This is a genomic window from Neorhizobium sp. AL 9.2.2 (assembly GCF_013317225.1).
In the GTDB taxonomy this organism is placed as follows: domain Bacteria; phylum Pseudomonadota; class Alphaproteobacteria; order Rhizobiales; family Rhizobiaceae; genus Neorhizobium; species Neorhizobium soli.
Map to the genome: position 1 here is coordinate 45,145 of NZ_JAALXU010000008.1, position 17,953 is coordinate 63,097.

The 17,953-nt window shown below is 56.4% G+C and carries 16 protein-coding genes and 1 tRNA gene; 8 read left to right on the top strand and 9 right to left on the bottom strand.

Annotation, left to right across the window (positions count from 1 at the left end; translation table 11 throughout):
• The first annotated feature begins 6 nt into the window (after nucleotides 1-6).
• Nucleotides 7-2,013, top strand: a complete 2,007-nt coding sequence (locus G6K99_RS17135; protein ID WP_174197272.1) for a CocE/NonD family hydrolase — start codon at nucleotides 7-9, stop codon at nucleotides 2,011-2,013.
• 92 nt (nucleotides 2,014-2,105) lie between these two features.
• Nucleotides 2,106-2,807 carry a peptide-methionine (S)-S-oxide reductase MsrA gene (msrA, locus tag G6K99_RS17140; RefSeq protein ID WP_174197273.1) on the top strand — a complete coding sequence of 234 codons (702 nt, stop codon included), beginning with the start codon at nucleotides 2,106-2,108 and terminating at the stop codon, nucleotides 2,805-2,807.
• Here msrA and G6K99_RS17145 read toward each other — a convergent pair.
• From G6K99_RS17145 to G6K99_RS17155, 3 genes are all read right to left on the bottom strand, one after another.
• Nucleotides 2,797-3,717, bottom strand: coding sequence for an alpha/beta hydrolase (locus G6K99_RS17145; RefSeq protein WP_174197274.1), 921 nt, complete (start codon nucleotides 3,715-3,717; stop codon nucleotides 2,797-2,799). The genes msrA and G6K99_RS17145 overlap by 11 nt on opposite strands.
• Before the next feature lie 77 nt (nucleotides 3,718-3,794).
• The gene (locus tag G6K99_RS17150; protein WP_174197275.1) at nucleotides 3,795-4,418 is read right to left on the bottom strand and encodes a class I SAM-dependent methyltransferase; all 624 of its coding nucleotides are present in this window, start codon (nucleotides 4,416-4,418) and stop codon (nucleotides 3,795-3,797) included.
• A gap of 9 nt (nucleotides 4,419-4,427) precedes the next feature.
• A complete protein-coding gene (locus G6K99_RS17155; protein ID WP_174197276.1) occupies nucleotides 4,428-5,096 on the bottom strand; it encodes a pseudouridine synthase in 669 nt (222 codons plus the stop codon).
• Nucleotides 5,097-5,252: 156 nt separating this feature from the next.
• On the opposite strand from G6K99_RS17155, the gene G6K99_RS17160 reads away from it, so the two are divergent.
• Nucleotides 5,253-6,620, top strand: coding sequence for a DUF6880 family protein (locus tag G6K99_RS17160; protein WP_174197277.1), 1,368 nt, complete (start codon nucleotides 5,253-5,255; stop codon nucleotides 6,618-6,620).
• An 86-nt stretch (nucleotides 6,621-6,706) separates the two neighbouring features.
• On the opposite strand, the gene fdhA is transcribed toward G6K99_RS17160, so the two are convergent.
• The 3 genes from fdhA to G6K99_RS17175 all read right to left on the bottom strand — a co-directional run bounded on the left by fdhA (nucleotide 6,707) and on the right by G6K99_RS17175 (nucleotide 10,763).
• The gene (gene fdhA, locus G6K99_RS17165; protein ID WP_174197278.1) at nucleotides 6,707-7,897 is read right to left on the bottom strand and encodes a formaldehyde dehydrogenase, glutathione-independent; all 1,191 of its coding nucleotides are present in this window, start codon (nucleotides 7,895-7,897) and stop codon (nucleotides 6,707-6,709) included.
• 848 nt (nucleotides 7,898-8,745) lie between these two features.
• Nucleotides 8,746-10,467 (bottom strand): relaxase/mobilization nuclease domain-containing protein, encoded by a 1,722-nt coding sequence (locus tag G6K99_RS17170; RefSeq protein WP_174197279.1) that lies wholly within the window; start codon nucleotides 10,465-10,467, stop codon nucleotides 8,746-8,748.
• Between the two features lie 8 nt (nucleotides 10,468-10,475).
• Nucleotides 10,476-10,763 (bottom strand): ribbon-helix-helix protein, CopG family, encoded by a 288-nt coding sequence (locus tag G6K99_RS17175; RefSeq protein ID WP_174197280.1) that lies wholly within the window; start codon nucleotides 10,761-10,763, stop codon nucleotides 10,476-10,478.
• Nucleotides 10,764-11,130: 367 nt separating this feature from the next.
• Here G6K99_RS17175 and G6K99_RS17180 point away from each other — a divergent pair, with 367 nt between their 5' ends.
• The 3 genes from G6K99_RS17180 to G6K99_RS17190 all read left to right on the top strand — a co-directional run bounded on the left by G6K99_RS17180 (nucleotide 11,131) and on the right by G6K99_RS17190 (nucleotide 13,936).
• A complete protein-coding gene (locus G6K99_RS17180) occupies nucleotides 11,131-12,168 on the top strand; it encodes a hypothetical protein (protein ID WP_174197281.1) in 1,038 nt (345 codons plus the stop codon).
• On the top strand, nucleotides 12,168-13,070 hold the full coding sequence (locus G6K99_RS17185) for a hypothetical protein (protein ID WP_174197282.1): 903 nt from the start codon (nucleotides 12,168-12,170) through the stop codon (nucleotides 13,068-13,070). Before G6K99_RS17180 ends, G6K99_RS17185 begins: the two co-directional genes overlap by 1 nt.
• A 212-nt stretch (nucleotides 13,071-13,282) precedes the next feature.
• A complete protein-coding gene (locus G6K99_RS17190) occupies nucleotides 13,283-13,936 on the top strand; it encodes a recombinase family protein (protein WP_174197283.1) in 654 nt (217 codons plus the stop codon).
• On the opposite strand, the gene G6K99_RS17195 is transcribed toward G6K99_RS17190, so the two are convergent.
• The 3 genes from G6K99_RS17195 to G6K99_RS17205 all read right to left on the bottom strand — a co-directional run bounded on the left by G6K99_RS17195 (nucleotide 13,916) and on the right by G6K99_RS17205 (nucleotide 16,916).
• Nucleotides 13,916-15,097: a hypothetical protein gene (locus G6K99_RS17195; RefSeq protein WP_174197284.1), complete on the bottom strand. Its 1,182-nt coding sequence runs from the start codon at nucleotides 15,095-15,097 to the stop codon at nucleotides 13,916-13,918. The two genes, G6K99_RS17190 and G6K99_RS17195, sit on opposite strands and share 21 nt — an antisense overlap.
• Nucleotides 15,098-15,139: 42 nt before the next feature.
• Entirely contained in the window at nucleotides 15,140-16,750 is a 1,611-nt protein-coding gene (locus tag G6K99_RS17200; RefSeq protein WP_174197285.1) for a site-specific integrase, read from the bottom strand.
• 76 nt (nucleotides 16,751-16,826) lie between these two features.
• Nucleotides 16,827-16,916 (bottom strand) — tRNA-Ser (locus tag G6K99_RS17205).
• 304 nt (nucleotides 16,917-17,220) lie between these two features.
• On the opposite strand from G6K99_RS17205, the gene rplU reads away from it, so the two are divergent.
• A complete protein-coding gene (gene rplU / locus G6K99_RS17210) occupies nucleotides 17,221-17,532 on the top strand; it encodes a 50S ribosomal protein L21 (protein ID WP_062462732.1) in 312 nt (103 codons plus the stop codon).
• Nucleotides 17,533-17,564: 32 nt separating this feature from the next.
• Nucleotides 17,565-17,834 (top strand): 50S ribosomal protein L27, encoded by a 270-nt coding sequence (rpmA, locus tag G6K99_RS17215; protein WP_062462735.1) that lies wholly within the window; start codon nucleotides 17,565-17,567, stop codon nucleotides 17,832-17,834.
• Nucleotides 17,835-17,953 lie beyond the last annotated feature (119 nt).

Below are 17,953 nucleotides of genomic sequence, written 5' to 3' on the forward strand. Positions count from 1 at the left end.
GAGCGCATGACCATGACTGACCGCACCTTCACCGTCATCGAGAACCAGTGGATCAGGCTGAAGGACGGTACCCGACTTGCCTCCCGCATCTGGATGCCTGACAATGCCGACGCCGATCCGGTGCCGGCCGTGTTCGAATTTCTGCCCTATCGCAAACGGGATGGAACGAGCCCGCGCGACGAATCCACCTATCCGGTCTTTGCGGCAGCGGGCATTGCGGGCGTTCGCGTCGACATCCGCGGCTCCGGGGAATCCGACGGCGTCATCGACGGCGAATATACCGAGCTGGAGCTTGCCAATGCCTGCGAGCTGATCGCCTGGATCGCAGAACAGCCCTGGTCGAACGGCAGCGTCGGCATGATGGGCATTTCCTGGGGCGGCTTCAACTGCCTGCAGGTGGCGGCGCTTCGACCACCGGCGCTCAAGGCCGTGATCTCGATCGCCTCAACCACCGACCGCTACAATGACGACATCCATTACAAGAATGGCTGCCACCTGTCGGCCCAGCTCTCCTGGGCCGCCACCATGCTCGCCTACCAGTCGCGATCGCCCGATCCCGACAGCGTCGGCGATCGCTGGCTTGAGATGTGGATGGAGCGGTTGGAAAATGAACCCTTCTTCCTGGAGGAATGGCTTTCCCACCAGCGCCGGGACTCCTTCTGGAAACACGGCTCCATCCGCGAAGATTATGCGGCTATCGAAATTCCGGCGCTCGTCATTGCCGGCTGGGCGGACGGGTATCGCAACACGCCGCTGCTGGCCGTCGAAGGGCTCGGTGACAAGGCGAAGGCCCTGCTCGGGCCCTGGGTGCACAAATATCCGCATTTCGCCTGGCCGAAACCGCGCGCCGATTTTCATGGCGAGGCAATCGCCTTCTGGAACCGCTGGCTGCGGGGTGAGGAAAACGGCATAGAAACCCTGCCCCAGGTTCGCGCCTATATCCTCGACGGCCCGAAACCGGCGGTACGGCGCGATGTCGATCCGGGCTTCTGGGTTTCCAAGCAGCGCTGGAGCGCGCCGGAGAGCGAGTGCTTCTATGTCGACCAGTTCGGTACGCTGCTGGAGGGGATGCCGATCCCGCATGCACAGGCGCACGAGATCTATCTGAAGTCACCGCTCGACACCGGAACGGCGGCCGGCGAATGGTTTACCCTCAAACCCGACGCGGAACTCGCCGGTGACCAGCGCAGCGACGATGCCGGATCGTTGGTCTTCCAGACAGCGCCGCTTGCCACGGCCAAAACCTTTCTCGGACGCCCGAGCATCACCTTGACGCTCAGCGCCGACGCCGAGCTTGCCAATCTTTGCGCCCGGATCGTCGATATCCATCCCGACGGCACCGCGACCCGCGTCTCCTTCGGCGTGATCAACCTCGCCCATCGCGACGGCAATGAGGATCCGCAACCGCTCATTCCCGGCCAGCCGGTCGAAATCCGCCTCGATCTCGATGCCTGCGGCTACCGGTTCGGGGAGGGTCACCGAATCCGGCTATCGCTCTCGACCGCCTACTGGCCGATGATCCTGCCGCCACCTGTCGATCCCGGTGTGACGATCGATATCGCCTCGCTCGGGCTTGCCATGCCGCTTCTCGGCGATCACCAGACATTCGAGATGAAGCAGCCGGCGAACCCGGATCCGCTGCCGAAATATATCGAGCACGCGCCGTCCACTACCCGCCGCAGCGTCACCCGTGACCTTGCTGAAAACCAGACGCGCTACGAAGTGGCTGAAGACACAGGCCTGTTCGAACATCCGGGCACCGGCCTTTCCACCCGGCAGTTGCGCGAGGAGACCTGGGCGATCGACCCGACCGATCCGCTGTCGATGACGGGCACTTCGGTCTGGACCTGCGACATGAGGCGCGACCGGTGGTCCGTCCGTACCGTCTCCACGGCAAAACTCGCCTGCACGGCAACTGACTGGCTGATCAGCGCTTCGGTGCTTGCCTATGACGGCGACAGGAAGATCTTCGAAAAGACGTTCGAGAAGGCCATTCCCCGAGATCACATGTAAGCGTCGCCGGCCGTGGCCGGCTGCGTACGTCTATGTGATTTGACGCCAAGCCCGGATCCCTGAGACAGTCGTTTCGAACAGGAGGAGTTCCCATGGCAGTCTTCGCAAATCGTCTGGCGGCGGCAATGCTGAGCGCCATCGTGATGGCGTTTCCGGTATCGACGCTGCGTGCGCAGGAGGCCGCCGTTGCCATTCCGGCGCCGGCGATCGACGAAGCCGCGAAGGGCGACGTCGAGAAAGCTATCTTCGCCGGCGGCTGCTTCTGGGGCGTTCAGGGCGTTTTCCAGCATGTGAAGGGCGTCAGCAATGCCGTTTCCGGCTATTCCGGCGGCGACCAGAAGACTGCGACCTATGAGACGGTCAGCTCGGGCAAATCGGGCCATGCGGAAGCTGTGGAGATTACCTTCGATCCGAAGCAGGTGAGCTACGGCAAGCTGCTGCAGATCTTCTTCTCCGTCGCCCACAACCCGACCCAGCTGAACTACCAGGGTCCCGATCGCGGGACGCAGTACCGCTCTGCGATCTTCACCACCAGCGACGAGCAGAAAAAGGTCGCCGAGGCCTATATCGCCCAGCTCGATGCGACGAAATTGTATCCCGCAGCCATCGTCACGAAAATCTCCAGGCTCTCCGCCTTCTACCCGGCCGAGAAATACCACCAGGACTTCCTGACGCTGAACCCGAGCTATCCCTATATCGTCTATAACGACATGCCGAAGATCGATAATCTGAAGGCGATCTTCCCGAGCGCATTCCGCGCCGATCCGGTTCTGGTGTCCAAGGCTAAGAGCTAGCCATCCGCCGCACGGCCTCACAGAGCGCCTCGAATCCGCTGCGTGCGCCAGCACTCATGTGGCGGGCACGCATCCAGGCATGCACCATCTGCGGCTCCTCGCGGAACGTCGCCTCGACGCCCGCCTCTCGCAACCGTCGCGCATAGAGTTCGCCATCGTCCCGCAACGGATCGAAATGCGCAACGGTGATATAGGCCGGCGGCAGGCCCGAGAGGTCGCGGGCCAGAAGCGGATGCGCGACGGGTTCAATCTCTGGCGCCCTAAGCACTGCCCGGTAATAGGCAACATCGGCCGTGCTGAGCCCCGGCGCATGTGCCATCTCACGGTAAGAGCCCGACACAAGATCGCCGCCGAGCGCTGGATAGATCAGCACCTGGCCGGCAATCCCAGAGAGTCCTTCGTCCCGCGCACGCAAAGCAAGGCCCGCCGCAAGATTGCCGCCGGCGCTGTCGCCGATCAGCACGACCTTTCGCCCCTCCCCTAAAAGCTGCTTCATCACACCGAAACAATCGTCCGTCTGAGCCGGCCAGACATGTTCTGGAGCAAGCCGGTAATCGACAGAGACCAGTTCCGCCTGCGCGAAATCGGCAATCTCCGCGCAGATCGCGTGGTGGCTATCCAGCGACCCGACGACGAACCCGCCGCCATGCAGATAGAGGAGAACGATACCGGTGCCGATTATCGCGGGACGGTAACGCCGGATCGGCACGACCAGCATCTCGTCCTGAAACGTCAGGCCTTGCGGCAGCGGCTGGTCGAAGCGGGCGCAGAGCGCATCATACCAGTCCCGCTGCTGTTCGATCGGCGCATCCACGGCGCCGACAGGATAGAAGCGATCGCAGATATCGAGAAATTCAAGGATCCCGGGCTCTTCCGGAAACGGCCCGGACTTCTGGTCACTGTCTGACATCGGCAAGGCACTCCCAATGATTGCGGGATACTATGCGCAACCGTCGCCGCAGGGCAACAACCGGCAGCCATGAACGCCTACTCCGTGCTGATCTTCGCCTTGACGAACACGTCGTACCGGGTGCTTTTCCCCAATATCTGGTGGGACGGTTTGCGCACGCCCGGCATCGGCTCGGCGCGCAGCGGCCACTTCAGCACGACCCGGTTTTGGGCCGCCTCCAGCGCGACCTGCATGAGCTGCACGGAATCCGCATCGGTCCCGACGATATCCCGGATCAGCCGCATCTCTTTCTTCACCAGAGCCGTCTTGTCGCGTGGCGGATGCATGGGATCGATCAGGATCACCTGTGGCCTCATCTGCGGCAGCAGAACACAGGAATCCCCGTGCACCAGCGTCATCCGAGACACGGTTTCCGCGTGGCGCCCGCCTTCCGCCCGCGCCCGTTCGAGCCCTTCCAGAAGCAGCGCATGCATCGTTTCGGATCGCTCGATCAGCGTGACGCGCGCGCCGAGCGATGCCAGCAGAAACGCATCCCGGCCGAGGCCTGCCGTCGCATCGACGACATCAGGGATCGTGCCGCTCGAAAACCCGACGGCCTTCGGCAGGTCCTGTTTGCGGCCCTCGCCGGAGCGGAAACGGTGGCCGACTGCGCCACCGACAAAATCGACGATCAGCGGCGTTTTCTCGAGGTTTTGTGCCAATGTCCGATCTCAGAAAGGCGTTGGAGCGGTGAACGTGACGTCCGAACCGTCAGGATGGCGGAAGCTTAGTTCTTCGGCATGGAGAAGCAAACGGTTCGCAGCCAGAAGCGCATCGCCCTCGGCATAGAACTCGTCGCCGATGATAACATGTCCCAGCGCTTTCATATGCACGCGCAGCTGATGGGTGCGTCCCGTCAGCGGAAACAGCCGAAGCCGCGTCCTGTTCTCGCCGTATCCCATCACCTGCCAGCGCGTCTGCGCCGGCTTGCCGTGCTCAGGATCGACGCGGTGGCGCGGCTTGTTATCCGGATCGATCGCCAACGGCAGGTCGACCACGCCTTCCGCCTGCTCGAGCCTTCCCCAGACTTCGGCCACATAGGACTTCCGCGTGGTCCGCCCTTCGAACTGCGCTGCGACAAGCGCATGTGCCCGGCGGTTGAGCGACATCACCACGACACCGGATGTATCCTTGTCCAGCCGGTGCACGATCAGCGCCTGCGGATAATCTTTCTGGACCCGGGTTAGGAGACTGTCGGAGAGCGCCGGATGCCGCCCGGGCACCGACAACAGACCGCTCGGCTTGTTGAACACAAGCAGATGCGCATCGCGGTGCAGCAGCGAAAGATAGGGATCCTGCGGCGGGTTATAGATCGGAGCGGCATCGGAAAGCGCGTTCATGGCGACCCTCTACCAATGATTCCGTCGGCGTGAAAGGTCCTCGACAGCGCTCGGCAGCAAGCCAAGGACGAAAACCGGGCTGAAACACTTGCAAATCCCGGTCCGGTTCTGAACTGTCGCTCCCGACACCTCACGCAAGACCGTATCGACATCGCCATGGCCACGAAGACGACCCTCAACGCGAAGAACCTGGAAGCGCTCGGCACGCAACTACTTGCCGAGCTGCTGATCGAGATCAGCATGGGCAGCGCCGCAAACAAGCGCCGACTGCGCATGGAACTGGCCGGCAGCCACAGCAGCGGCGAAGTGGCGCGAGAAGTTCGCAAGCGGCTCGGTAGCATCGCTCGCGCCCGGACCTTCATCAGCTGGCGACGGGTGAAGGCGACGAAGGCCGACCTCGAAACCCAGCGCAAGACGATTGTCGAGACCGTGGCGCCGGACGATCCCAGTGAGGGCTTCGAGCTGATCTGGCAGTTCCTTGCCCTCGGTGAGCCGATCTTCGACAGAACGGACGATGCGAGCGGCGTGCTGCTTGCAAGTTTCCATCAGGCCTGCAGCGATGCCGGCACCATCGCCAGCGCCTCGGGCATCGACCCCGATATATTGGCCGACAGGGTTCTGGCAGCGGTTCAGAACAATGGACACGGTCAATTCGACCCGTTCATTCCAGCCATGGCCCCGGCCCTCGGGGCAGAAGGCCTCGACCGCCTGAAATCGCTGCTTGTGCAGTGGTTGAACGAGCCCGATGAGAGCGACCGGCATCGCGAGACGACGGTGCGTATCGCGCTTCAGGCAATCGCCGATGCCACGGGAGATGTGGATGCCTACATTGCGCAACAGCCCGAGAAAACCCGCCGGATACCGGTGATCGCTGCCGAAATCGCCCGCCGTCTCCTCTCCGCAGGGCGCGCCGATGACGCGCTGCAGGCACTCGATGGCGCGGACGTAACCGGTTCGCCCGACCGCGAGATGGAGTGGCAGCTTGCCCGCGCCGAGACGCTGGAAACCTTGGGACGCACCGACGAAGCGCAGGTCGATCGCTGGCGATGGTTCGAACAGTCGCTCAGCGACATTCACCTGCGCGCATTCTTGAAACGCCTGCCGGATTTCGACGATATGGACGCCGAGGAAAGGGCGTTTGCCTATGCCCAGACATTCCCGGATGTTCACGAGGCGCTCGCCTTCTTCCTGCGCTGGCCTGCATTGGGCCAGGCGGCGAAACTGGTGATCAACAGGCCGGCAGAACTGAATGGCGATCTCTACGACCTGATGACACCAGCTGCCGAAGCGCTCTCACCCCATCATCCTCTTGCCGCAACGCTGATCCTGCGCAGCATGATCGACTTCTCGCTCGATCACGGAAAAGCCAGCCGCTACAAGCACGCGGCCCGGCACCTCGCCACAGCGCAAGCCCTCGCGCCCCATATCCTCGATCCCGGCACCCTGAAATCCCACGAGGCCTATGTCGCAGCGCTAAAGCGTCTGCACGGGAGCAAGCGTGGCTTCTGGAAGCATGTGGCGTGAGGACTTGGCGGCGTTAAGGCGAACCTGCCTTGTCCGGCGCCCAATACGGCGCCGGACAAGGGTAGCAGCAAAACTGCGAAAGCAGATCACGCGGCTTTCGTCAGGTCTCCATGAGGATCCAGCACGTATTTGACCGCGGCCCCTTGGTCGAAGCTTTCATAGCCTTGCGCTGCCTCATCAAGCGAGATGATCTTCGCGTTGACGATGTCGGCGATCGGCAGCCGGTCGTGAAGGATGGCTTGCATGAGCTGACGATTGTATTTCAAAACCGGCGTCTGCCCTGTGTGGAAAGACTGGGCCTTCGCCCAGCCGAGACCCAGCCGAAGCGACAGACTGCCCTGTTTGGCGGCGTCATCCACCGCACCGGGATCTTCCGTCACGTAAAGGCCAGGAATACCGATCGAGCCCGCCGCGCGGGTGATCTCCATCATCTGATTCAAAACGATAGCCGGCTGCTCGCCACCCGAATGCCCACGGGCTTCGAAACCGACGGCATCGATGGCGCTATCGACCTCGTCCGTGCCGGTAACCTGCGCGATCATCTCGCCAAGCCGGTCGCTTTTCGACAGATCGATCGGCTCGAAGCCGACCTTTGCGGCGTGGGCAAGACGATCCTTGTTGAAGTCTCCGATCATCACGACCGCTGCACCGAGAATGCGCGCTGACGCCGCAGCCGCAAGACCGACCGGACCGGCGCCCGCGACATAGACCGTCGACCCGACCCCGACGCCTGCCTTGACCGCCCCGTGAAACCCCGTCGGCAGGATATCCGACAGCATCGTCAAATCGCGGATCTTCGACATTGCCCGGTCGCGATCCGGAAATTTCAGAAGATTGAAATCCGCATAGGGAACAGTGACATAACGCGCCTGGCCGCCGATCCAGCCGCCCATATCGACATAACCATAGGCGCCGCCGGCGCGCGATGGATTGACGGTAAGGCAGACGCCCGTATCCTGCGACTTGCAGCAGCGGCAACGGCCACAGGCGACGTTGAAGGGCACGGAAACGATATCGCCGATCTCGAGCATCTCGACATCGACGCCCTTTTCGATGACCTCGCCGGTGATTTCATGGCCGAGCACGAGACCCGGCAAAGCCGTCGTGCGCCCGCGCACCATATGCTGGTCTGACCCGCAGATATTGGTGGAAATCACTTTCAGGATAACGCCATGCTCGATCCGGCGTCCATCCGGCGCCTCAAGCTTGGCGTCGTCGATATCCCTCACCTCGACCTTGCCCGGCCGCAAATACACGACACCTCTGTTCCTGCTCATGCCCATTCCTCCTCTGGATTAGACGGAAAGCCAATGCTGCTCGCCGGCAGTTCGCTAGAAGCGGCACTTCCGCCGCATTCCTCGATCTCTTCCTCCTCGAAAAGATCAGGCGAGCAAAACAATGTACCTCAACCCCAGCAGCAGACCACCATCATTCCCATTCGACTGCCGCGACAACGACATGCGGAGATGCAATGGCGACGAGTGGCGATTTGGCGAGGAAGACTTCCGAAATGCGCAAAGGTCACAGCGCCCGAGGAACAGACAAGACGTCACTCAGGAACGCCGCTCCGACGTGGAAACACTGTGACCGCGTTAAGGCAGATGGAGGTGTGTTAATTTCTATGACGAACGGTAAGCAGAGGTTGCTTCGAGCGCGGAACACATCCGATGGTACAAGGGCGCAGGCGAGAGATTCCACAGGGTAATGGGAACCTCACGACTTAAGGTTCGCCAATGGCGGAGAGGGTGGGACCCTCTCCCAAAATCGTTGTAAGTCATTGATTTCCCGTAGAACGGGACACTGTCTGGGTGCACATGGTGGTACACAATTTCGGCACGCCTGTCAAAGTCCGAGCCGCGTTTCCGCGCGTCACCCCAATAGCAATCAGGGATCGCCAAGGTTTTTAAGCGCTGGAATCTTGAAGCAGCCCCTAGCGCAATCCCCTACAGGTGCCGCAAGAGGTTAGTGGACTTCGTCTGAAACTTAGTGGATTTATCCGCTAATCGGCATCGGTTGAAATGTTGGAAGCCGGATCATTCCGGCAATTCCTCACCCGAGACCATCCTTTTTGAAAATCTTCAGGTGTCAATGCCAGCTTTGATTTGCTCCTTGGGAGAAGCTTTAATCAGATCGTCGGTCCGCGCAAAACGACATTGCTTTCAGCCATTGACGCCTTGAGTGCAGCTTCCTTCTTGTCATGAAGAGCAGCACGGGCTTTCAGCAGGACGAAGTCTGTGCCACCGAAAGCGTACTCTGGCTGTAGTCGCAAAGTGTCATAGGCAGCTTCCACGAGTTCCAGAGTCGGTCCGGCATCGCGCTTGCACTCAACTATTTTCCTGACTTTAGCTTCATGACGTCTTTTCTCGGCGGTTTCCTCGTTAACGACCGTCACGTTCAGCTTGTGCAAGCTGCGTTCACAGGCGGATACCTTGTCCGATGACTCCTTTTCTTCATCCTGTAATGCTCGAAAACGGCGATCTACGATGAAAGCCACACCGATAAGGTAATGCCACCAGCGAAGCCGAGGAGCCTTTCGCAAACGCGACCTGGCATCAAATTGGCGATCCCGTGCAGCTAGAAGCTTCTTTTCCAGACTTTTGATTTCAGTTTGAAGTTTCGTAACCTTTTCCGAAAACTTGAAGACGGGCGACACTCTATGGAAATCGTATTGGGCTTGCTCTTCAAGGTGCCATATTGAAGCCATTACGCGCTCAGCGGGCGTCATAGCCAACGTGTTCGCCCGCCCCAATAGCTCCGACAGACGCGTTTGATGCCCGACAAGCCCTCGAACCCAACCAACTGATTTCAAACCTGGAGAGGCTGCATTGCCTGCGGCTGGCTGAGACATTCGAGTCTGGTAAGGAGCTGTTCGAGGCTTTCCAAAATCCTGCTTTGCATCTGGATCAACATTTCCAAGCCCTGCATCTCGGAGCTGGCTGATTTGTCGAGCAGGGCTCGTATTCCCAGGGCCTCGTTGAGAATTGCCTGCTCGATTGTCGCTTTGGCCGGGTGCTGGTTCATTTTTGCTATTCCTCATCAAATCATCGATATCTTTTTTACGCCTGCTACTCAGGCGGGAAAGTGAACCGATCAAATTGCCATCGAGGTCATTTACGATCCACGTCCCTTCCTTTTCACCGGCCGTTACGCTCAGAGATTTCGACTTAAGGAAAACCTCCAGCTCAGCGCGTGTCGTTGCGGTTGCCACTGCGGTCTTCACTACCTGCCGGATTGCAGGGAGATTGATACCAGCTCTCTTTTTTTCCTGGTGCTGCGATTGCGTGAATGCTTCGCCCGGCGGTGGCTGGGATCGCGCAGACTGGGTTGCAAGCTCTTGGGCTGTATCGACAGCACCGCGCTTTTTTAGGCCAGCGATCACCGATTTCGTGTGCTTTCCAAAGACGAACTTGTGCCCGAATTTGAATTCTGACCACCGCGCAATAAGCTCGTGGATGATCCAATCAAAAGAGCAACGCAGAGCTTTACCGGAAGCGGGGTCAATTTCGCCAACGAGAACGTGCCAATGTGCACCGTAGGCATCTGCGGTAGTGCGCTTTTTCTTATGTTCTACAATGACCGCTCGCGCTGCATCAAATTCGAATTCCTTGGCGATCATTGCCACCACTTGCTGCATCTGCTGCCGGGTGGTCGCTTCATGGGGAGCCACAATAAAATGTCTGATGGCATATGTCGAACGCTTGGCAGATGCATCTAGGTGCATGTCGGTGATATCTGCTGCGGTGCCGCTGACAAACTCGACCACATCATTGTCCTTGCCATTTTCTAGGTGGTTGATCAGCCTCTTGACGTTTGATCTGGTGAGAAACCTGATGGCCTTGATAATCATGCTGCAGATCACGACAGCACCCTGACGGCATCCTTGCGAACCTGAACCGCAATTTCTTTGAGCTTTGGAACGTCAATGGGTTTTGCCGCGAAGGCTTCGATCATGCGGTTCGTGGAACGGCGCAATTTGGCAATATTTTCGCGTCGCTGGTGACCGGCGACCTGCCCACGTTTGGTCTCATTAATTGCAGAACGCACAATCTCTGAAACCGATTTCCCGGCTGAGTCGGCAAACTGCTCTAACTCCGTCTTGTCAGCGTCTGATATACGAATTTTTACTATCGAGCCTTTGGTCAATGTTCGCTTCTTGGGGGTCCACGGGGGCACAGCCCCCTGGCCTGCTGCGTCAACAAACGCATGGCTGGCAGCCTTAGGCCCCTCGATAATTTGTGCCTACATTCAGGGTTGACCGAATTTCAGTCGGCCGCAAGATGTCGACTGTCACACGGACCAATCTTGTGCAGCCGATGAGATTTGATGACCTCTATTACGGTGTTTGCCGTACAAGCCCGATAGCCGGTGATAAACCCATTGGTTCGAAGGAGCCAACGTTAACCGAATATGACTCTACGGGTTTTTGCCACGTATCGCTCTGTATTGGTGAGAGACGATTAATATCCGTTAGTGTAACACGATCATGCCATTTTAAATTGTGGGACAAGTCATGGAACTTTTCGACGTTAAGCGGGATGAAGTAATTAAGAGCGCCGTAATCAGCGGTCGCACTACATATGAAGATGCGCTTGCGCGTTTCTATCCGCTAATTGACCGATTTGAGGAGCAAAGAAAGCTCCAACGCCCACGCTTCTACGACAGATTAAAAAAAGACATTCTTGGCGGGTGCATAATGCCGCCGATTACACTTGCATTCGTCAATGTTGAAATGTCAGCAGAAGTCAACATACACACCATTTCCGACTTCATTCAAAAAGAAATCAGCCAGGGGTATGTGCTCGATGGGATGCAGAGGCTTAACACGCTGGAGGCAGCCAGCAAAGAGGACGGCTTCGATCCAACCCGGCCTATTTTCCTGAACGTCATCATCGCCGAAAAATACGATCTTCTTTTATACCGGATGATTACTCTCAACAACGGTCAGAAGCCTATGACTGTTCGACATCAGGTTGAGATGCTGACCGGAAACCTTATCGGCAAGATGATAGCTGATGGCGCTCTCAGCAACATCACAATCCTTAAGGAAAAAGAAACAGAGCAGAATTCCCCTAAAGGCAGTTTCCGTATGGCTGACGTGGCGTCAGCCTACCTAGCTTTTCTCACAGGTGGCCCGAACAACCAGAATTCGCGGTTCATAGAGGAGAAGCTGGATGAAATCCTTGTTGGAAAGGTGATGGAGTCCGGCCTCACGTCAGAACAAACGAGCTTCACCGATGTTCTAGTCCAGGTTGACAGGGTCTCAGTAAATAACGATTCCAAGGATTGGCTGCGAAACGAAAATAATTTGATTGGCTTTACGTTGGGTGCCAAAAAGTCGATGTCAGAGCTAAACCAGCTTACCCCAGATCATTTCAGCGCATGTATAGCTGCGTTCGAAGCCGCGTTCCAGGCGATCAATCCGTCGAAGGTTAATGTAGGCAAGTATCGTAGGGAGTTGTCTCTGCATTTCATCGCAAATATTGGCGACTTGAAGGACGCCCCGGAAGATCAACTCACGGAAGTATTCTTTGAATTGACGGCCAACTAATGCCAGTCGTCAAGCTCAAAATAGTCGAAAAATTCGAAGTGCCACCGGGGTCCTGCAGTCCCTCGTTGCTTCTCGACAGCGATCCTCCTGAAATCATCAAGATTTTGCGCCTGCTGTCTGGGACAGCACATCTGCGCAATGACGAAACCGATGAAATTCTCTACCAGGCGCAAAAGAATTTCATAAATCCGGGTGACGATATCACGTTGGATGGGATTGACCGGATTCTTGACTACGTTTTTGAGGATCGTCCAACCGAGCCCGAACTTATTGCTCTCTTCCGGAAAGCTGGCATCCTCAACAAAGGATTTTACATAGAGGTGCTTGCGGAACTTGGATTTCTACTAAAGTCCGTCGGTGACGGAAAATTCACCGAAAGCTTCCTTTATATTTACCGTATACTTGAACGAATATCGGTGGCGTGTCCTCTAATATATATTTCTAACGAGAAGGACTTTCGAACGGCATACAGCTTTCTTTCGAGTATTTACGAAGATAAGAAAGCTCAAGGCGAGTTGATTATGTTGCAGAGGTTCTTACAGCATTACAGCGGTTTGAACGATAGTTTCGCGGGCGCAACGTTGGACTTTTCTTTGGCAGAATTAGAGGGCGACCTCGCCATTGAACTCATAGATGAATTTAAAACCATTATCGTGCCAGAAGTAAAATCCCTTGTGATCGATGAGGAGAACGGGACGATTTCCGTCCCATTCAAGGATGTCGGCTCTTTCGTTGTAACCGTTCGAAATAGAACTTTTCACAACCTTGGTGCCCGAGCAAACTTCAACCTTTCGCGTATCGGTGGCTCGGAGCCGCTGTTTGCGCTTTTGGTTCCAACCCTTATCTATTGGTTCTCTTACGTTTTTGTGGACTTCGCCAAATGGCAGATATCGAAAGCATGAACAGCATCTGTTTGAGATAACGGCACTTTGTCGACCGATCACACCGCTGTACAAGCCCACCCGGGTGGACATCGAAAGCTGATTGTCACGCGCAGCAACATCGTTTCCATGACATTGAAAAGGTTACGGGTAAAGTGACGGGTTGCCGCCGATGGTGTCCGCCTTCATTCTTAGTCTCATAAACGAACGTTTAAGTGACAAGGAATTTTGTGATGGGTGAATTGGTCGGATATATGCGAGTTTCGAAGGCGGATGGAAGTCAAACGCTCGACCTCCAGAGAGATGCGCTGATTGCTGCGGGGGTGAACCCGGCAATGATTTATCAAGATTTCGCATCGGGGAAGAAAGATGATCGTGCCGGTTTGGAGAATTGCCTCAAAGCCGTTCGCCCTGGTGATACGCTGACTGTCTGGAAACTCGACCGACTGGGCCGCGATCTCCGTCATCTGGTTACCACCGTGGATGACCTCTCCAGAAGGGACATTGGCTTTCGCGTATTATCCGGACAAACGCCTATCGATACCGGGTCTGCCCAAGGAAAGCTCATGTTCGGAATTTTCGCCAGTCTGGCTGAATTCGAACGTGAGCTGATCCGAGAACGAACAATCGCCGGTTTGCGGTCAGCCCGCGCTCGTGGAAGGGTCGGGGGTCGAAAACCAACGATGACCTCAGCAAAGGTTCGCCTTGCCCAAGCCTCCATGGGTAAACAGGGAACGGTCGTTGCCGATCTTTGTACTGAGTTGAAGATTTCCCGCCAAACTTTGTATCGCCACGTTTCTCCGACCGGTGATCTACGGCCTGATGGTATGCGAGTTCTCGGAATCACAGAGATCGAGCTTCCTGCGTTAACACGTAAGCTTTCTTAACAGCGCTTTCCCGGCTTCGTAAATTCTACCTATCAGAAACGAAACCGGTCTCCCTACGTCCCTCAGGTGCCTTTTAAAGGTGCTCCAGGCCTTGCTTGCAGCTTCCGACGACCGTTGCGACCCGGCGGCGGAGCGATGCCCTATGACATCCTGAGTTATGATATTAGCCGCTGAAGAATACTCCCGTTCCTCCGGTGCAGATGAAACATCGTCGGAGGTCTTTCTGTCTGGTGCCGCTTCAAACAGAAGAGCAAGCGTTTTAACACCACGAATTTTGACCATAATCTTGGAAAGCAGCCTGTCACCATTAACGACTTGCTGCCGTGGATCGGCTGTTGCCTCTCGATTACAGCGTTTCTGGGCGTCATCGACGGTCGAGCACGCCTTCTCCTTCAGCCGCGCTTTTGAAGCTCTCCACTGAGCGAAGGAGCCTCCGGTCCTCACGAAGTGAAAGCGGCTCTCAGTAAGCTTCCAAGCCGCTATCAGGGCACTGTCTGGCCAATCGATCATGATCTTATTACGGAAGATTCCCCACAGCATGTACGTCGCCACCGCCGCTGCCTTGCGAATGCGATTGTGCGGGAAATCGGTTTTGCTGAATTTGCGGCGCAATCGATGCGCGACCGCATCTCGATGTTCGACGGGAATCCTGGCAACGAAATGAGCATGCAAATCGAAGAGGCCAGACACTTGGTCGTAACGAGGATGAATTACGAGAAGCAGCTGCTCAAATCGGCCGCTGTTCCGCAGTTCGCTAAACTCGATATTGATCCTGTCGTTGAAGCCCTCTAACGCGGCCTCAAGGCACTCGGAGTCCGCTTTAGCTCCGGTAAGGCCAATACACCAGAAAACGCAGTCTTTAAGGCCGTCTTCCTCCGCGAATGCCTCGAAATCGGCCACCATTGGTCGATCCTTGCGGACAGCATTCGGTTCAAAGAACCGCGAGCCCCGCAACGGTCGCCCCCAATCCACGATTTCGCCAGAACCATCGCCCAATAGGACAATATACCTGTGTTCTTGGGACTGGAATGGATTGATGCCGAGATTGAGCAGACGTTTTGCCAGAGGCAACGCCCGAGAAAAGGGAGATTGTTGGGGGGACATAAGTTTGGACTGATTGTAGACAATCCAAATGGTCAGCGCATCTGTGGCAACAGTCAAGTTCCATACGGGCAGGCTAAGTGCCCTAACGCGGGAGTTACGTCAGCGTTTGAGATACGGGGAAAGGTCGAGACCATGCGGCAGAGGCATTGCTTTCAAAACCTCAAGTTCTTCCTTTTTTAGATGCTTTTTTCCGTAGTTCTTTGACACGGTAGGCAGCCGGTGGCCGCTTTGAAGATCGCTTGTTCGCTCATCTATAAGAGCCAAGCGCATCGCGTCTTTCGCATTGTGGCGCGTGCTATGAAACGTGCTCTCGATGGTTTTGTGAATCCCGACTTTTTTCAGCATGTTGTTCATCCGTTTACTAGCGGCGTCAGCTGGGTCCTTGACCTTCTCCTTGTTGAACCGGAAAGCTGCCGGAAAGACCCATTCTGTGGCTTCTCTATCGCGAGCGTACTCGATAAAACCCGCCTCCTCGAAAACCTCATGCAACGCTATCAATCGGCGACTAGGCCTATTCTTTAGCTGCCGCTTTTCCTTGCCGCCACCCTCGTCAATCAAATCCGTTCGCAAATCGAGGACCCAGGAAAGCTCTCCATCGGAACCGATCATCGGATAAACATCTTTCCCCTGGAGGAAGATCAACTCACCAACCCGGGCTCCGGTTATCATACCGAGGAGTGGAAGCCACTTGTGATCTGGCCGCGATTCTTTTGCTGCATGTGCAAACCAGGCATTGAGGTCTTCCACCTCGAACGGGATTCTGTCGACGGATTCCTTTGCGTCTTTTGGAATTCGGATGTTCGACTCGGCCAATGGCGAACGAAACTGATATTGGGCGGCCATGTCACGAAAAAACATTCGCAAAGGCGACAGGTAATTGTCTTCGATACTTTTTCCGACGAGTGTATCCAGCCGCTCTTCAGGTCTTAAGCCACTGTTGTAGTCAGCTGCCTCTTGCCTTGTCTTGCCCCTTAATTCAGGAAGCTTCGAGTAATTGGATGGCACACGAGCCAGTAGGCTCGCGAATTTCTGAAAATCGAAGTATCCATATTTGTTCACCGGCTTGTCGCCAGCGAACTCCTTAAAATCATTTATCCGATTCTGGTCTGTCCTCACTTTTTTCGCGTCAATGCCCTCATGATACCGAATCTCGTTGGTCCACTGCTCCAAGCATTCTGACAGAAGAGGGCGCTGCGGGCCGCCGTCCAGTGATTGAGCGACTAAGCTTGCAAGAACATCAAGGTCTGCCTTCACACCTTGCATGCCATTGGAGCCGACTTGATCGGCTTGCCTCTGTAGCCTCTCGATTCGCTGACCGACTTCCTGGATTTTCAGCGCGGTCGAGGAATGGTGCTGAATTTGCTCCAGCTGGTGTCGTAAATTCAGCGCCTTAATTTCATTTTCGCGAGCCTTTTCCTGCATCTCGACCATGGAGAATGCGTCCTCGACGGTCGCTTCAAGGAGGTCGACAAGTTGATCGATAATGAGGCCGCGCATATCGGCGATTGTCATATTTGTAAGTCCGGTGGTGCGAACTGCCATGAATAAGCGTTCGGCATGACCGGCGAGTAAACGAGCAGTCTTTTTGGCCGCCGATACGCCAGTGCTTTTCAAGGGGATGCGGAGCGGTGTGTTGCCGAGCCGGTCAATTAAATCGCGGGGTACGCGAATTTGAAATCGAAATCCGGCAGCTGACCGGGTAAAATACATTGAATTTCCTGGTACAATGTGAGGTACAAAGCCCAGTCACAGTGCCCAATCAAAGGGAAATTCAGTGGTACAGCGATGGCGGAGAGGGTGGGATTCGAACCCACGATACGGTTGCCCGTATGCCGCATTTCGAGTGCGGTGCTTTCGACCACTCAGCCACCTCTCCGCTTTGCTGGTCGGCGCATTTGATGCGCGGCTGTCTCATAGCGGCGAAAAATCGGGCTGGCAAGGGGTGAAATGCAAGTCTTCATATCCTTTCGCCTTGACAGTTTTTAGGGCCTCGCGTAAGGCCGGACGCGTCGAAGTCTGGAAAAATGTCCAGATCAGACCTTGCACGCCAAGGCGTGCAGAAAATCACCGGCAGGTCCGTTCTGGAAGATCGTTCTTTCGCAGCCCTGCTATAGCCCGACTGAGAAAAAGACGGCCGTCCTTTCGGGGATAGAGCCGGAACGAACATGAAAGGATAACCAATGTTCGCAGTCATCAAGACCGGCGGTAAACAGTACCGCGTGGCCGCCAACGACGTGCTCACCATCGAAAAGCTGGAAGCAGAAGCTGGCGCAATCGTAGAATTCAACGAAATCCTGGTCATCGGCGTCGGCGCCGATGCCAAGTTCGGCGCCCCCTTCGTTTCGGGTGCGACGGTCAAGGCTGAAGTTGTAGAGCATAACCGTGGCAAGAAGGTTCTGTCCTTCAAGAAGCGTCGCCGCCAGAATTCCAAGCGTATTCGCGGTCATCGCCAGCATCACACGGTCGTCCGCATCACGGACATCCTCGGCTAATCCAGGTTTTCGAAAGTTAAAGGAGAACACCAATGGCACATAAAAAAGCTGGCGGCTCGTCGCGTAACGGTCGCGATTCTCAGTCCAAGCGCCTTGGCGTGAAGAAGTTCGGTGGCGAAGTCGTCATTCCGGGCAACATTATCGTGCGTCAGCGCGGCACGCAGTGGCATCCGGGCGCCAATGTCGGCATCGGCACAGACCACACGATCTTCGCACTGACGGCAGGCAACGTGAATTACCGTACGCGCGCTAATGGCCGCGTATACGTGTCCGTTATGCCGAAAGCCGAAGCCGCAGAATAAAGCCGGCAAGCGTTAAGCAACCGGCGTCTCATCGACCCGGTTGAACGTTTGAAGGTTCAGTCAAAGAAAAGGGGAGATGGGGCGCTACCCATCTTCCCTTTTTCTTTTATCCCTCAAAG

What these genes read in the sequence shown, in the direction of transcription:
- G6K99_RS17135 (WP_174197272.1), top strand. Translation starts at nt 7, where the DNA reads ATGACCATGACTGACCGCACCTTCACCGTCATCGAGAACCAGTGGATC.
- msrA (WP_174197273.1), top strand. Translation starts at nt 2,106, where the DNA reads ATGGCAGTCTTCGCAAATCGTCTGGCGGCGGCAATGCTGAGCGCCATC.
- G6K99_RS17145 (WP_174197274.1), bottom strand. Translation starts at nt 3,717, where the DNA reads ATGTCAGACAGTGACCAGAAGTCCGGGCCGTTTCCGGAAGAGCCCGGG.
- G6K99_RS17155 (WP_174197276.1), bottom strand. Translation starts at nt 5,096, where the DNA reads ATGAACGCGCTTTCCGATGCCGCTCCGATCTATAACCCGCCGCAGGAT.
- G6K99_RS17160 (WP_174197277.1), top strand. Translation starts at nt 5,253, where the DNA reads ATGGCCACGAAGACGACCCTCAACGCGAAGAACCTGGAAGCGCTCGGC.
- fdhA (WP_174197278.1), bottom strand. Translation starts at nt 7,897, where the DNA reads ATGAGCAGGAACAGAGGTGTCGTGTATTTGCGGCCGGGCAAGGTCGAG.
- G6K99_RS17170 (WP_174197279.1), bottom strand. Translation starts at nt 10,467, where the DNA reads ATGATTATCAAGGCCATCAGGTTTCTCACCAGATCAAACGTCAAGAGG.
- G6K99_RS17180 (WP_174197281.1), top strand. Translation starts at nt 11,131, where the DNA reads ATGGAACTTTTCGACGTTAAGCGGGATGAAGTAATTAAGAGCGCCGTA.
- G6K99_RS17185 (WP_174197282.1), top strand. Translation starts at nt 12,168, where the DNA reads ATGCCAGTCGTCAAGCTCAAAATAGTCGAAAAATTCGAAGTGCCACCG.
- G6K99_RS17190 (WP_174197283.1), top strand. Translation starts at nt 13,283, where the DNA reads ATGGGTGAATTGGTCGGATATATGCGAGTTTCGAAGGCGGATGGAAGT.
- G6K99_RS17200 (WP_174197285.1), bottom strand. Translation starts at nt 16,750, where the DNA reads ATGTATTTTACCCGGTCAGCTGCCGGATTTCGATTTCAAATTCGCGTA.
- rplU (WP_062462732.1), top strand. Translation starts at nt 17,221, where the DNA reads ATGTTCGCAGTCATCAAGACCGGCGGTAAACAGTACCGCGTGGCCGCC.
- rpmA (WP_062462735.1), top strand. Translation starts at nt 17,565, where the DNA reads ATGGCACATAAAAAAGCTGGCGGCTCGTCGCGTAACGGTCGCGATTCT.